We start from the raw sequence: 14,293 nt of genomic DNA on the forward strand, positions 1-14,293 counted from the left end.
CGGCTGATCGGTGACTCGGGATCATCGTAGGCCGGGCCCGTGCCGGACGGGGACGGGCCGTAGCATGACGGGACGTTCGACTGAGGGGGACCCGCACATGCCCGACGACGCGCAGCCGCCGAGAAACGACCCGCGGCACACGCCTCAGGCTCCGGGGAACGATCCGGCACCCGGCCCGGCCGCGCCCGGCAACCCTGCCGACGGCGGCCCCTCCGCGGGCGCCACCGCACCGGCCCCCGGCGTGGGCCTCGACAAGCCGCACACGCCGGGAGCGCCGACGGCCCCCGGTGGCGCGGCCACCCCCGACCCCTGGGCGGCGCCCGCGGACACCGCGCCTCCGGGCGACGGCGGACCCGGCGCGACCGTCGCCTCGAACGACGGCGCGTCCTGGCCGCCCCCGTCCGTCCACGACCAGCAGACGGTCACGTCCATGCCGGCCGCGGACCCCCCGCGGTGGGCCGCCCCGTCCGCCCCCGCCAACCCCTTCGCGGCACCGGACCCGACGGCCGCCGCGAGCACCGGCGCACCCAACCCCTTCGCACCCCCGGTCACGCCGCCGCCGTACGCCCAGGACCGGCAGCCGGTCCCGCCGCCGCCCATCGCGCCGGACGGCCCCGGCCAGGTCCCCTACGGCTACCCGGGCCCGGTCGGCTACGGGCACCCGGGTCCGGCCGGATACCCCGGTGCGCAGCCGCACGGCTACTACGGCTGGTCCGGCATGGGGCCGATGCCGAGCAACGGCATGGGCACCACCGGCCTCGTCCTCGGCATCATCGCCGCCGTCGGCTTCTGCCTCTGGCCGCTCGCGATCATCGTGGGCATCCTCGGGATCGTCTTCGGCTCCCTCGGCCGCGCGAAGGCGAACCGGGGCGAGGCGACCAACGCGGGCCAGGCGCTGGCCGGGGTCATCTGCGGAATCGTCGGCGTGGTGCTGGGCGTGGGCTTCGGGCTGCTGGTGATCCTCGCGCCCTGAGCGCCCGCCGCCCTGCCTCGCGGCGCCCTGCTTCGCGGCGCCCTGCTTCGCGGCGCCCTGCTTCGCGGCGCCCTGCTTCGCGGCGCCCTGCTTCGCGCTGCCTGCCTCGCGCTGCCTGCCTCGCGGCGCCTGCTTCGCGCCGGCCCCGCATCGCGCCACCCCGCATAACCCCGCCCCGCATCACCCCACCCCGCATAACCCCCCCCGCACGGGGACGCGTGGCGTGCACGGACGCTCCCCGCCGGTCGTCAGCCCGACGCGCGGGTCCGCAGCCGCTCCCGTGCCTCCATCAGCGCGAACCCCAGCAGATTCGCCCCCCGCCACCGCTCCGGGTCCGTCGCCGCCTCGTCGGAGGCGGGCAGGCCGATGCCCCAGACGCGGTCCACGGGGCTCGCCTCGACCAGGACCCTGTCGCCCGTGTCCAGCAGGAAGTCGCGCAGCGTCGGGTCCGAGGCGAACTTGTGGGTGCTGCCCTCGGTGACGATCGCGAAGCGTTCCCGCCGCCACACCGCCTCGTCGAAGCCGCGGACCAGCCGGCCCGCCTTCTTGGCCTCGGCGGGATGGCCGGCGGCCAGGACGCGGCGCTCGGCCTCCGGGTCCTCGAAGAGTCTGGCCTTGCCGGCCATCATCCAGTGCTCGGCCGTCGCGTACTCCACCCCTGCGACGGTGAACGGCGACGGCCACCACTGGCTCAGGCAGCCCGGTCCGACGCGGCCGTCGGGGAGCGGGCGGTGGCCCCAGAAGCAGAGGTACTTGATCCGGGCGCCCGCGCGGATCCGGCCGAGCAGCGCCTCCCTGCTGTCGATGACGCCGGCCTCCGGCGCCGCCCCCGTGATCCTGTCCATGCACGCGAGTCTGGCACGCGCCACTGACACTCCGTCCGTGCTTTTCCGTGGCGACTCGACACCTGGTCGACAGATTCCGTCGCGTAACCAAATGGCAACAACGGAATCACTTGTTGGAGCCCTAGTGCTCTGTCAGGATCGGCACTCACATCGAGCCTGAGCCACGCCGGCCCCCGCCACGGGGAGACCGAGGAGAGCCGACATGCACAACCCGGGCAACGCCACCCCGGACCGATTCCCGGCCCAGGACCGCTTCGCGGACGGGGCCCAGTACATCGCGGGCCGCCTGACGAAGGGCACCTCCGGGCGTACCCACACCGTCGTCGATCCGGCGACCGGCGAGGACGTCCTGACCTACGAGCTCGCCGGTCCCGACGACGTCGACGCGGCCGTCGCCGCCGCGCGGGAGGCGTTCCCGGGGTGGGCGGGCGCCACGCCCGGCGAGCGCTCCGACGCCCTGCACCGGTTCGCCGCCGTGCTCGCCGACCGCGCCGAGGGCTTCGCCCGCGCGGAGTCGCTCCAGTGCGGGAAGCCGCTGAAGCTGACCCGCGAGTTCGACGTGCCCGGCAGCATCGACAACGCGGCCTTCTTCGCCGGCGCCGCCCGGCACCTCCAGGGCCAGTCGGCGGGGGAGTACTCCGGCGACCACACCTCGTACGTGCGCCGCGAGCCGATCGGCGTGGTCGGGTCCATCGCGCCCTGGAACTACCCGCTCCAGATGGCCGCCTGGAAGATCCTCCCGGCGATCGCCGCGGGCAACACCATCGTGCTGAAGCCCGCCGAGATCACCCCGCTGACCTCCCTGATGTTCGCCGAGGCCGCGACCGCCGCCGGCCTCCCCGACGGCGTGATCAACATCGTGAGCGGGACCGGGCGGGAGGCCGGCGAGCACCTGGTCGCCCACCCCGACGTCGCCATGACCTCCTTCACCGGGTCCACCGCGATCGGCAAGCGGGTCGCCGAGGTCGCCACCGCCACCGTCAAGCGCCTGCACCTGGAGCTGGGCGGCAAGGCGCCCTTCCTCGTCTTCGACGACGCCGACCTGGACGCCGCCGTCCACGGCGCGGTCGCGGGCGCGCTGATCAACACCGGCCAGGACTGCACCGCCGCCACGCGCGCGTACGTGCAGCGGCCCCTGTACGAGGCGTTCGTCGAGAAGACCGCCGCCCTCATGGAGACCGTGCGGGTCGGCGACCCCTTCGCGCCGGGCACCGACCTCGGCCCGCTGGTCAGCCACGTCCAGCGGGACCGCGTCGCCGCCTTCGTCGACCGGGCCCGCTCCTACGCGCGCGTGGTGGCCGGCGGCGAGGCGCCGCAGGGCGACCTCAAGGACGGCGCCTTCTACCGGCCCACCCTCATCGCCGACGCCGCGCAGGACAGCGAGGTCGTCCAGTCCGAGATCTTCGGTCCCGTCCTGGTCGTGCTGCCCTTCGACGGCGACGACGAGGGCATCCGGCTGGCCAACGACACGCCGTACGGGCTCGCCGCCTCCGCCTGGAGCCGGGACGTGTACCGGGCGAACCGCGCCACCCGCGAGATCAAGGCGGGCTGTGTGTGGATCAACGACCACATTCCGATCATCAGCGAGATGCCGCACGGCGGATACAAGGCGTCCGGCTTCGGCAAGGACATGTCTGCCTACTCCTTCGAGGAGTACACACAGGTCAAGCACGTCATGTTCGACAACACCGCGGTGGCGGCCAAGGACTGGCACCGCACCGTCTTCGGGGACCGATAGTCACGTCGAGAGGCCGCCGACCACGGCCGACCCACCCGAAAGGGCAACCACGCGCATGGAGCAGTACGAGCCCGACCGCCTGTCACCGGCCCAAGTGGCCGCCATGCGGCGCAGTCTCAGGAGCGGCAGGGCCGCCCTCACCCGTCGCTCACTGCTGCGCGCCTCCGCGGGCGGCGCGCTCGCGGCCGGCGGCCTCGGCATTCTGAGCGGCTGCGGGATCCCGGCGGCCGGCAAGACCGAGGGCGGCGTCTCCGCCGAGGACCGGTCCGAGAAGGAGAAGCGGATCGCCTTCTCCAACTGGACCGAGTACATGGACGTCGACGAGGCCGGCCGGCGCCACCCCACGCTGGAGGCGTTCACCGAGCGCACCGGCATCAAGGTCACGTACACCGAGGACATCAACGACAACAGCGAGTTCTTCGGCAAGATCCAGCCGCAGCTCGCCGCGGGCCAGGAGACCGGCCGCGACATCATCGTCCTCACCGACTGGCTGGCAGCCCGCCTGATCCGCCTCGGCTGGGTCCAGAAACTGGACCCGGCCAACCTGCCGCACGCCTTCGCCAACCTGTCGCCCCAGTTCCGCAACCCGGACTGGGACCCGGGCCGCGCCTACTCGTACCCCTGGCAGGGCATCTCGACCGTCATCGCCTACAACAAGAAGGCGCTGGACGGCATCGAGGTGAAGACGGTCTCCGACCTGCTCGACAACCCGAAGCTCAAGGGCCGGGTCGGCTTCCTCACCGAGATGCGCGACACCGTCGGCATGGTGCTGCTCGACCGGGGCAAGGACCCGGCCCGCTTCTCGGACGACGACTACGACGCGGCGATCGCGCGGCTCCAGAAGGGTGTCGACCGCGGTCAGATCCGCCGCTTCACCGGCAACGACTACACCTCGGACCTCAGCAAGGGCGACTTCGCGGCCTGCCTGGCCTGGGCCGGGGACGTCGTCCAGCTCAAGGCGGATAACCCGGACATCGACTTCGTGATCCCGGACAGCGGCTACGTCACGTCGAGCGACAACCTGCTGGTCCCCAACAAGGCGCGGCACAAGACGAACGCCGAGCGGCTCATCGACTACTACTACGAGCCCCGCCCGGCCGCGGAACTCGCCGCCTACATCAACTTCGTCTGCCCCGTCGACGGGGTGAAGGACGAGCTGGCGAAGATCGACGAGGAAGCGGCGAACAACCCGCTGATCATTCCCGACAAGGCCATGCAGGCCAAGTCGCACTCCTTCCGCTCCCTGAGTTCGAAGGAAGAGACGGCATACGAAGAGAAGTTCGCGAAGCTCACTGGGGCGTGACGACGATGACGAATACGACGAAGGCTCAGCCGGGCGGCGGCGACGTCCGCCTCTCCGGCATCAGCAAGACCTACGGCTCCTTCACCGCCGTGCACCCGCTCGACCTGACCGTCCCGCAGGGCTCCTTCTTCGCCCTGCTCGGCGCCTCCGGCTGCGGCAAGACCACCACCCTGCGCATGATCGCCGGGCTGGAGGAGCCCAGCGGCGGCACCGTGCACCTCGGGGACCAGGACGTGACCGCCCTCCCGCCCTACAAGCGGCCGGTCAACACGGTCTTCCAGTCCTACGCCCTCTTCCCGCACCTCGACATCTTCGAGAACGTCGCCTTCGGCCTGCGCCGGCGCGGCATCAAGTCGGTGAAGAAGCAGGTCGAGGAGATGCTGGAGCTGGTCCAGCTCGGCGAGCAGGCGCGCAAGAAGCCGCACCAGCTCTCCGGCGGCCAGCAGCAGCGCGTCGCGGTCGCCCGCGCGCTGATCAACCACCCCAAGGTGCTGCTCCTCGACGAACCGCTCGGCGCCCTCGACCTCAAGCTGCGCCGCCAGATGCAGCTGGAGCTGAAGCGCATCCAGACCGAGGTCGGCATCACCTTCGTACACGTCACGCACGACCAGGAGGAGGCCATGACCATGGCCGACCAGGTCGCTGTGATGAACGGGGGCCGCGTCGAGCAACTGGGCGCCCCCGCCGACCTGTACGAGAACCCGCAGACCACCTTCGTCGCCAACTTCCTGGGCACCTCCAACCTGATCCAGGCCGAGGTCGACACCCGCAGCGGCGACGACGTCGTGGTGCGCGCGGCCGGCGACAAGCTGCTCCTGCCCGGCAGCCGCTGTGCCGTGCCCGCGCAGGCGGGCGGCAAGGTGCTGGTCGGCGTACGCCCGGAGAAGGTCGGCCTCACCCACGCGGACGAGGCCGGCTCCATACCCGAGGGCCGCAACCGCGTCACCGGCAAGATCAGCAACAGCAGTTTCATCGGCGTCTCCACCCAGTACGTCGTGGACTGCGCGGCCTGCCCCGACTTCGAGGTGTACGCCCAGAACATCGACCGCGACGCCCGCATCGTGCCCGGCGCCGACGTCGTCCTGCACTGGAACCCGGCGCACACCTTCGGGCTGGACGCGTCCCAGGACATAGACGCGGGCGTCACCGAGGGCGAGGCCGCCTGATGCCGACCCTCACCGAGGCGCCACCGCCGCTCACCCCGCCCGCGCCCGAGCCGAAGAAGCCCCCGCGCAAGAGGGGCCGCTGGACGCCGTACTGGCTGCTGCTGCCCGGCATCCTGTGGCTGGTCGTCTTCTTCGCCGCGCCGATGATCTACCAGGCCTCCACGTCCGTGCAGACGGGCTCGCTGGAGGAGGGCTACAAGGTCACCTGGCACTTCGTGACCTACTGGGAGGCGCTGTCCGAGTACTGGCCGCAGTTCCTGCGCTCGGTCGCCTACGCGGCCTCCGCGACCGTGCTGTGCCTGGTCCTCGGCTACCCGCTCGCGTACCTGATCGCCTTCCGCGCGGGACGCTGGCGCAACCTGATCATGATCCTGGTGATCGCGCCCTTCTTCACCAGCTTCCTGATCCGCACCCTGGCCTGGAAGACGATCCTCGCGGACGGCGGACCGGTCGTCGGCGCCCTGAACACGCTGCACGTCCTGGACGTCACCAGCTGGCTGGGCTGGACGTCCGGCGACCGCGTGCTGGCCACGCCGCTCGCGGTGGTCTGCGGTCTGACGTACAACTTCCTCCCCTTCATGATCCTGCCGCTGTACACGTCCCTGGAGCGCATCGACGGGCGGCTGCACGAGGCCGCGCGCGACCTGTACGCGAAGCCCTCCACGGTCTTCCGCAAGGTCACCTTCCCGCTGTCGATGCCCGGCGTCGTCTCCGGCACGCTGCTGACCTTCATCCCGGCGACCGGCGACTACGTCAACGCCTCCCTGCTGGGCTCGGCCGACACCGGAATGATCGGCAACGTCATCCAGTCCCAGTTCCTCAGGGTGCTGGATTATCCGACGGCGGCGGCCCTCTCCTTCATCCTGATGGCCGCGATTCTCGCCATGGTCACCCTCTACATTCGGAAGTCCGGGACGGAGGATCTGGTTTAGATGGCCTTCGTCAACTGGTTCAAGCGCAATCTGGTCGTCATCGCCGGACTGCTGACGCTCGCATATCTCCTGCTGCCCAATGTCATTGTCACGGTGTTCTCGTTCAACAAACCGAACGGGCGCTTCAACTACGAATGGCAGCAGTTCTCCACGGACGCCTGGAAGGACCCGTGCGGTGTCGCCGGGCTGTGCGGATCCCTGTCGCTCAGCCTCCAGATCGCCCTCTGGGCGACGCTCGGCGCCACGGCGCTGGGCACCGCGATCGCCTTCGCGCTGGTCCGCTACCGCTTCCGCGCACGGGGTGCGATCAACTCGCTGATCTTCCTGCCGATGGCGATGCCCGAGGTCGTGATGGCCGCCTCGCTGCTCACCCTGTTCCTCAACATGGGCGCCCAGCTGGGCTTCTGGACGATCCTGATCGCCCACATCATGTTCTGCCTCAGCTTCGTGGTGACGGCCGTCAAGGCGCGCGTGATGTCGATGGACCCGAAGCTGGAGCAGGCGGCGCAGGATCTGTACGCCGGTCCCTTCCAGACCTTCGTCCGGGTCACGCTGCCCATCGCGGCCCCCGGCATCGCGGCCGGCGCGCTGCTCGCCTTCGCGCTGTCCTTCGACGATTTCATCATCACCAATTTCAACGCGGGCTCCACCGTCACCTTCCCCATGTTCGTCTGGGGCTCGGCGCAGCGCGGAACGCCCGTTCAGATCAATGTCGTCGGTACGGCCATGTTCGTCATCGCCGTACTGTTCGTTCTGGCCTCGATGGCCGTCGGCAACCGCCGAAATCGCCGCAAGGCGTAGCGTACTGAGTAATGCATTCGTAGGGAGTTGAAATCATGGCCCCAAGCGCCATGAGCCGCAGCAACGACTGGACGAAATCCCTTTCCGACGCCCAGCCGGTCCCGTACTGGCTGGACGACCCCGGCCGTCCCCGGCCGCAGCCCGCCCTCACCGGTGCCGAGACCTGCGACCTGCTGGTCGTCGGCGGCGGCTACAGCGGGCTGTGGACCGCGCTGATCGCCAAGGAGCGCGACCCGGGCCGGGACGTGGTGCTGCTGGAGGGCCGCGAGGTGGGCTGGGCCGCCTCCGGCCGCAACGGCGGGTTCTGCGCCGCCTCCCTCACCCACGGCCTGTCCAACGGGCTGAGCCGCTGGCCGGGCGAGATCCACAAGCTGGAGGAGCTGGGCGCCCGCAACCTCGACGCGATCGAGACGGCGGTCGCCCGCCACACCCTGGACTGCGAGTTCGAGCGCACCGGCGAGATCGACGTGGCGACCGAGCCCTACCAGGCCGCCGAACTGAAGGACTGGTACGAGGAGATCCGCGCGAAGGGGCTCGCGGACGGCGTCGAGTACCTGGACGGCGACGCCGTACGGGAACAGGTCGACTCCCCGACCTTCCGGGCGGGCCTGTGGGACCGCAGGGGCGTGGCCATGCTCAACCCCGCCAAGCTCGCCTGGAACCTCAAGCGGGCCTGCCTCGGCCTCGGCGTGCGCGTCTACGAGAACACCCCGGCGCTCACCCTGAAGCCGTACGGTGCCGGCATGGCCGTCCGCACCCCGTACGGCGGTGTCCGCGCCCGCACCGTCGCGCTCGGCACCAACATCTTCCCGAGCCTGGTCAAGCGGGTGCGCCCGTACACCGTCCCGGTCTACGACTACGCCCTGATGACCGAGCCGCTCAGCGACGGGCAGCTGGCCTCGATCGGCTGGCAGAACCGGCAGGGGCTCGGGGACAGCGCCAACCAGTTCCACTACTTCCGGCTCTCCGCCGACAACCGGATCCTGTGGGGCGGCTACGACGCGATCTACCCGTACGGCGGCCGGGTGCGCGCCGAGTACGACGACCGCCCGGAGACCTACGCCAAGCTCGCGGGGCACTTCTTCACCTGCTTCCCGCAGCTGGAGGACGTCCGTTTCACCCACGCCTGGGGCGGCGCCATCGACACCTGCTCCCGCTTCTCGGCGTTCTTCGGCACCGCCCACCAGGGCAAGGTCGCCTACGCGGCCGGCTACACGGGCCTCGGCGTCGGCGCCACCCGGTTCGGCGCCGAGGTGATGCTCGACCTGCTGTCGGGGGAGCGCACCGAGCGCACCGAACTGGAGATGGTCCGCCGCAAGCCGCTGCCCTTCCCGCCTGAACCCTTCGCCTGGACGGGCATCGCGCTCACCAAGTGGTCGCTGGCCCGCGCGGACGCCCAGGGCGGCCGGCGCAACCTCTGGCTGCGGACGATGGACAAGCTGGGGCTGGGCTTCGACAGCTAGCCGGCCGGGTCCGTGTGACCCGCTTCACCCGAACGAGGTGCGGCGACTCGCGTAATGCCCGCCGGTGACCTCCCTCTCCCTCGTGACGCACCCCGCGTCGAACGAGCGAGAGGGAGGTCTTCACATGCCTGGTGCGAAGACGGCGGTCGCGTGGCTGGCATCCGTCGCACCGGATCCCGAGTCCTGCCGGCGGGAGTGGGAGCGCGACCCCCTGGGTGTCGCGCTGCTGCCCGCGGGCCGGGCCTGGGACGTGCTCATCCTGCCGAGCAGGCTCGGCTATCCGACCCTCGACGTGCTCTCCCGCGTCCTGCACCGGCCGGGCCCGGTGCTCGTCGACTTCGGCGACGCGCGGACGGGCTTCTTCGTGCCGGCCGGCACGGCGACCCGCTGGGTGGGCACCGGGGTCCGGACGGCCGGGCTCGGCACCTGGATCGTGGTGCCGCACCCGGGCGGAGCGTCCGGCGGGGTCCGCTGGCTGATCCCGCCGGACGGCTCCGGCACCCTCACCGACCCCGCGCTGCTGGAACTGGCGATGCACGAGGCGGCGGCGGCACTCGCGGGGGAGGAGGGAGGGATGTGAGCAGCGCAAGGGGTTGACAAGCGAATTGGTCTGGACCAAGTTGGGCGCGCTCCACCCTCCCCATCTCCCCCATGTCCGGAGGCACTTGTGGAACGCTCCAGACCGCTCGCCCGTCGCCCCCTCGTCACCCTGCTCACCGCCGCGGCACTCGCCGCGTCCGGTCTGACCGCGCTCACGTCGGCCGCCCGTGCGGCCGACGCGGACCTCGCGCGCAACGGCGGCTTCGAGTCCGCCCTGGACGGCTGGACCTGCACGGCGGGCGCGGTCGTCGGCACGCCCGTGCGCAGCGGCACGGCGGCGCTGAAGGCCACCCCGGCCGGCGCCGACAACGCCCGCTGCGCGCAGACGGTGACCGTACGACCCGACTCCCAGTACACGCTCTCCGGATACGTCCGCGGCACCTACGTCTACCTCGGCGCCAGCGGTACCGGCACCACCGACGTCTCCACCTGGGCCCAGTCGGCCCCCGACTGGCAGCGCCTGACGACCACCTTCCGCACCGGCCCGTCCACCACCCGCGTCACGGTCTACACCCACGGCTGGTACGGCACCGGCGCCTACCACGCCGACGACATCTCGCTCACCGGCCCGGGCGGCGAGGCGGGCCAGCCCCCGGCGGTCCCCGGCGGCCTGACGGCCGGTTCCGTCACGTCGACCGGCGTCGCGCTGAGCTGGTCGCCCGTCCCCGGCGCGACGGGCTACGCCGTCTACCGCGACGGCACCCGCATCCGCACGGTCACCGGCACCTCCACCACCGTCACCGGCCTGACCCCCTCGACGGCGTACGCCTTCCAGGTCGCCGCCGTCAACGACGCCGGGGAGTCGGCGCGTTCGGCGACGGTCACCGCCACCACCGCCGAGCGCCCGGACGGCGGCGGGTCCGGCGACCTCCCGGCCCACGCCCTGGTCGGCTACCTCCACGCCAGCTTCGCCAACGGGTCCGGCTACACGCGGATGGCCGACGTGCCCGACAGCTGGGACGTCATCGACCTGGCCTTCGGCGAACCCACCTCGGTCACCTCCGGCGACATCCGCTTCGACCGCTGCCCGGATGGGGGCCCCTCCCGCTCGAGCGAAGCCGAGAGTGGGGGAGAGTGCCCGAACGTGGAGAGCGACGCCGAGTTCAAGGCCGCGATCAAGGCCAAGCAGGCGGCGGGCAAGAAGGTCCTGATCTCCATCGGCGGCCAGAACGGCCAGGTGCGGCTCACCACCACCGCCGCCCGCGACACGTTCGTCTCGTCCGTCTCCGCGATCATCGACACGTACGGCCTCGACGGCCTCGACATCGACTTCGAGGGCCACTCGCTGTCGCTGAACGCCGACGACACGGACTTCAAGAACCCGAAGACCCCCGTCATCGTCAACCTGATCTCGGCCCTGAAGACCCTCAAGGCCAAGTACGGCGACGACTTCGTGCTGACCATGGCCCCCGAGACCTTCTTCGTCCAGCTCGGCTACCAGTACTACGGCACGGGCAAGTGGGGCGGGCAGGACCCGCGGGCCGGCGCCTACCTCCCGGTCATCCACGCCCTGCGCGACGACCTGAGCCTGCTGCACGTCCAGGACTACAACTCGGGCCCGATCATGGGCCTCGACAACCAGTACCACTCCATGGGCGGCGCCGACTTCCACATCGCGATGACCGACATGCTCCTCACCGGCTTCCCGGTCGCCGGCGACGCGGCCAACGTCTTCCCGCCGCTCCGTCCCGACCAGGTCGCGATCGGCATGCCGGCCTCCGTCAACGCGGGCAACGGCCACGTCTCCCCGGCCGAGGTGAACAAGGCCCTGAACTGCCTGACCAAGAAGACCGACTGCGGCTCCTACGTGACCCACGGCACCTGGCCGGACCTGCGCGGCCTGATGACGTGGTCGATCAACTGGGACCGGTTCGGGAACTGGGAGTTCATGAAGAACTTCGACGCCTACTTCGGCTGACCGCCCCCGGGGTGCCGCCGGGCCGCCGCCCGTCCCACCCCGGCCACCCGCCACACCCCGGCCAGCAGCACCGCCCCCAGGCACCAGCTGGCCACCACGTCCAACGGCCAGTGGTAGCCCCGGCGCACCAGCCCGTAGGAGGCGCCCAGGACGAGGAGCGCGCAGAACACGACCAGCACCCGGCGTACGGCCGGCGAACGCGCCGCGCCGCACAGCAGCAGCGTCGCCGCGCCGTACGCGACGAGCGCCGTGGCGGTGTGGCCGGAGGGGTAGTAGCCGACGGCCGGGGGCACCGCCGGGGTGCCGGGGCGGTCGGTCCACGCCTTCAGCGGGGCCACCAGCGCCGGCACCAGCGCCATCGCCAGGGCACCCGCCAGCGGCGGCAGCCACCAGCGCTCCACACCCCGCGCCCGCCCGTGCCACGCGACGTACGCCAGCGCGACGGCGAGAACCGGCACGGCGACCTGCACGTTGCCGAGGTCGGCCAGCAGCTCGGAGAGGCGGTCCGGACGGACCAGCGCCCGGCTCAGCCGCTCGTCCACGCCGACCAGCGGGCCGTCGGCGACGACCTGCCAGGTGATCAGCGCGAAGAGGAGGACCGGGAGCCCGAGCAGCAGCATGGCGCACAGCTTGGCAAACACACCGAAGGGCCGGCACAAGGGGGGAGTGTGCCGGCCCTTCGGTGAACCGCCGTCCCGGGTGCCGAGGCGGCCGTCCTGACCGGAACGCCGCGCGCCCCGGGGGGTTTGGGGCGGGCGACCGTCCGATCGGTGAGGAGAACCGGAACCCACGGGTCCCGGCTGTGTGCGCGAGGCACGACCAGGTCGAAGCTGGGGAAGCCGCGTCCTGAGATCCGCCCACAGTCCCCTGTGGGCGGGGTGTATCTCTCATCTGCGTAGAACCTACGGCAGGGGGTGCGCTCAGGACAGGGGCATCGGCGTCCTGCCATCCACCCCGCACACCTTCTTCACACGCTCTGCCGCTCCCCACGCCAGGCGTGCGAAACGCAGCTCAGATGCGCGTTCGGGCACTCGCGCACCTGCCCGTCCTACAGGCCCGCGAAGCCCTGCTCGATGATGTCGAGGCCCTCGTTCAGCAGGTCCTCGCCGATCACCAGCGGCGGCAGGAAACGCAGCACGTTGCCGTAGGTGCCACAGGTCAGGACCAGCAGGCCCTCGGCGTGGCAGGCCTTGGCGAGCGCCGCGGTCGCCTCCGGGTTCGGCTCCTTGGTGGCCCGGTCCTTGACCAGCTCGACGGCGATCATCGCGCCGCGGCCCCGGACGTCGCCGATGATGTCGAACTTCTCCGCCATGGCGGTCAGGCGGGCCTTCATGACCGCCTCGATGTGCTTCGCCCTGGCGTTGAGGTCCAGCTCCTTCATCGTCTCGATGGCCCCGAGCGCGCCGGCGCAGGCCACCGGGTTGCCGCCGTAGGTGCCGCCGAGGCCGCCGGAGTGGGCGGCGTCCATGATCTCGGCGCGGCCGGTGACCGCGGCCAGCGGCAGACCGCCCGCGATGCCCTTCGCGGTCGTGATCAGGTCGGGGACGATGCCCTCGTCCTCGCAGGCGAACCACTGGCCGGTGCGGCAGAAGCCGGACTGGATCTCGTCGGCGACGAAGACGATGCCGTTGTCCTGGGCGAACTGGCTGACGGCGGGCAGGAAGCCCTTGGCCGGCTCGATGAAGCCGCCCTCGCCGAGCACCGGCTCGATGATGATCGCGGCCACGTTCTCCGCCCCGACCTGCTTGCTGATCTGGTCGATCGCCTGGGCGGCGGCCTCCGGGCCGGCGTTCTCCGGGCCGGTCGGCCAGCGGTAGCCGTAGGCGACCGGGACGCGGTAGACCTCGGGCGCGAAGGGACCGAAGCCGTGCTTGTACGGCATGTTCTTCGCGGTCAGCGCCATCGTCAGGTTGGTCCGGCCGTGGTAGCCGTGGTCGAAGACGACGACCGCCTGCCGCTTGGTGTACGCACGGGCGATCTTGACGGCGTTCTCGACGGCCTCGGCGCCGCTGTTGAACAGCGCCGACTTCTTGGCGTGGTCGCCCGGGGTCAGCTCGGCCAGCGCCTCGGCGACGGCCACGTAGCCCTCGTACGGCGTCACCATGAAACAGGTGTGGGTGAAGTCGGCGAGCTGCGCGGACGCCTTGCGTACGACGGCCTCGGCGGAGGCGCCGACCGAGGTCACGGCGATGCCGGAACCGAAGTCGATCAGGCGGTTGCCGTCGACGTCCTCGATGATGCCGCCGCCGGCGCGCGCGGTGAAGACGGGCAGGACGGAGCCCACTCCCTGCGCGACCACGGCCGTGCGCCGGGCCTGCAGCTCCTGCGACTTCGGGCCGGGGATGGCGGTGACGACGCGGCGCTCCTGCGGAAGTGCGGTCATGGGGGCTCCTGGGGCTTGCGGGATCTTGCGGACTCTTGCCTTCTTTTCTCGCAGGCTAGGACCGGTGGGGTGGGGTGGGCATGCTCCATGTGGGCGTTGTCCGTGGTGTCGGTTGTCCGTCCTGGACAGGTGTCGGACACAGGGCGGGTACGGCGACATCGGGACACGTCG

Annotated in this window: 13 protein-coding genes; 10 read left to right on the forward strand and 3 right to left on the reverse strand. The window is 71.3% G+C overall.

Going from position 1 to position 14,293, the window contains the following annotated elements; genetic code table 11:
- Nucleotides 1–97 precede the first annotated feature (97 nt).
- Nucleotides 98–973, forward strand: a complete 876-nt coding sequence (locus tag ACFW01_RS07645; RefSeq protein ID WP_234960141.1) for a DUF4190 domain-containing protein — start codon at nucleotides 98–100, stop codon at nucleotides 971–973.
- A gap of 27 nt (nucleotides 974–1,000) precedes the next feature.
- Nucleotides 1,001–1,141: a hypothetical protein gene (locus ACFW01_RS07650; protein WP_384502642.1), complete on the forward strand. Its 141-nt coding sequence runs from the start codon at nucleotides 1,001–1,003 to the stop codon at nucleotides 1,139–1,141.
- Nucleotides 1,142–1,221: 80 nt separating this feature from the next.
- On the opposite strand, the gene ACFW01_RS07655 is transcribed toward ACFW01_RS07650, so the two are convergent.
- Nucleotides 1,222–1,818: an NADAR family protein gene (locus ACFW01_RS07655; RefSeq protein ID WP_384502606.1), complete on the reverse strand. Its 597-nt coding sequence runs from the start codon at nucleotides 1,816–1,818 to the stop codon at nucleotides 1,222–1,224.
- Between the two features lie 202 nt (nucleotides 1,819–2,020).
- Here ACFW01_RS07655 and ACFW01_RS07660 point away from each other — a divergent pair, with 202 nt between their 5' ends.
- From ACFW01_RS07660 to ACFW01_RS07695, 8 genes are all read left to right on the forward strand, one after another.
- Entirely contained in the window at nucleotides 2,021–3,556 is a 1,536-nt protein-coding gene (locus ACFW01_RS07660) for a gamma-aminobutyraldehyde dehydrogenase (RefSeq protein ID WP_384502607.1), read from the forward strand.
- A 55-nt stretch (nucleotides 3,557–3,611) separates the two neighbouring features.
- On the forward strand, nucleotides 3,612–4,859 hold the full coding sequence (locus ACFW01_RS07665; RefSeq protein WP_384502608.1) for a spermidine/putrescine ABC transporter substrate-binding protein: 1,248 nt from the start codon (nucleotides 3,612–3,614) through the stop codon (nucleotides 4,857–4,859).
- Nucleotides 4,860–4,864: 5 nt separating this feature from the next.
- Nucleotides 4,865–6,025, forward strand: coding sequence for an ABC transporter ATP-binding protein (locus ACFW01_RS07670; RefSeq protein ID WP_384502609.1), 1,161 nt, complete (start codon nucleotides 4,865–4,867; stop codon nucleotides 6,023–6,025).
- The gene (locus tag ACFW01_RS07675; protein WP_384502610.1) at nucleotides 6,025–6,957 is read left to right on the forward strand and encodes an ABC transporter permease; all 933 of its coding nucleotides are present in this window, start codon (nucleotides 6,025–6,027) and stop codon (nucleotides 6,955–6,957) included. The genes ACFW01_RS07670 and ACFW01_RS07675 overlap by 1 nt, the downstream gene beginning before the upstream one ends.
- Nucleotides 6,958–7,758, forward strand: a complete 801-nt coding sequence (locus ACFW01_RS07680; protein ID WP_234960135.1) for an ABC transporter permease — start codon at nucleotides 6,958–6,960, stop codon at nucleotides 7,756–7,758.
- A 35-nt stretch (nucleotides 7,759–7,793) separates the two neighbouring features.
- Nucleotides 7,794–9,221 carry an NAD(P)/FAD-dependent oxidoreductase gene (locus tag ACFW01_RS07685; protein ID WP_384502611.1) on the forward strand — a complete coding sequence of 476 codons (1,428 nt, stop codon included), beginning with the start codon at nucleotides 7,794–7,796 and terminating at the stop codon, nucleotides 9,219–9,221.
- Nucleotides 9,222–9,345: 124 nt separating this feature from the next.
- A complete protein-coding gene (locus tag ACFW01_RS07690) occupies nucleotides 9,346–9,801 on the forward strand; it encodes a hypothetical protein (RefSeq protein WP_384502612.1) in 456 nt (151 codons plus the stop codon).
- Between the two features lie 87 nt (nucleotides 9,802–9,888).
- A complete protein-coding gene (locus ACFW01_RS07695) occupies nucleotides 9,889–11,739 on the forward strand; it encodes a chitinase (protein ID WP_384502613.1) in 1,851 nt (616 codons plus the stop codon).
- Here ACFW01_RS07695 and ACFW01_RS07700 read toward each other — a convergent pair.
- Together ACFW01_RS07700 and gabT are read right to left on the reverse strand one after the other, a co-directional pair.
- Nucleotides 11,727–12,359, reverse strand: a complete 633-nt coding sequence (locus tag ACFW01_RS07700; RefSeq protein WP_384502614.1) for a phosphatase PAP2 family protein — start codon at nucleotides 12,357–12,359, stop codon at nucleotides 11,727–11,729. The two genes, ACFW01_RS07695 and ACFW01_RS07700, sit on opposite strands and share 13 nt — an antisense overlap.
- Nucleotides 12,360–12,787: 428 nt before the next feature.
- The gene (gene gabT / locus ACFW01_RS07705; protein ID WP_234960130.1) at nucleotides 12,788–14,122 is read right to left on the reverse strand and encodes a 4-aminobutyrate--2-oxoglutarate transaminase; all 1,335 of its coding nucleotides are present in this window, start codon (nucleotides 14,120–14,122) and stop codon (nucleotides 12,788–12,790) included.
- Nucleotides 14,123–14,293: the final 171 nt, after the last annotated feature.

The organism is Streptomyces sp. NPDC058985, from assembly GCF_042740985.1.
Taxonomy (GTDB): Bacteria; Actinomycetota; Actinomycetes; order Streptomycetales; family Streptomycetaceae; genus Streptomyces.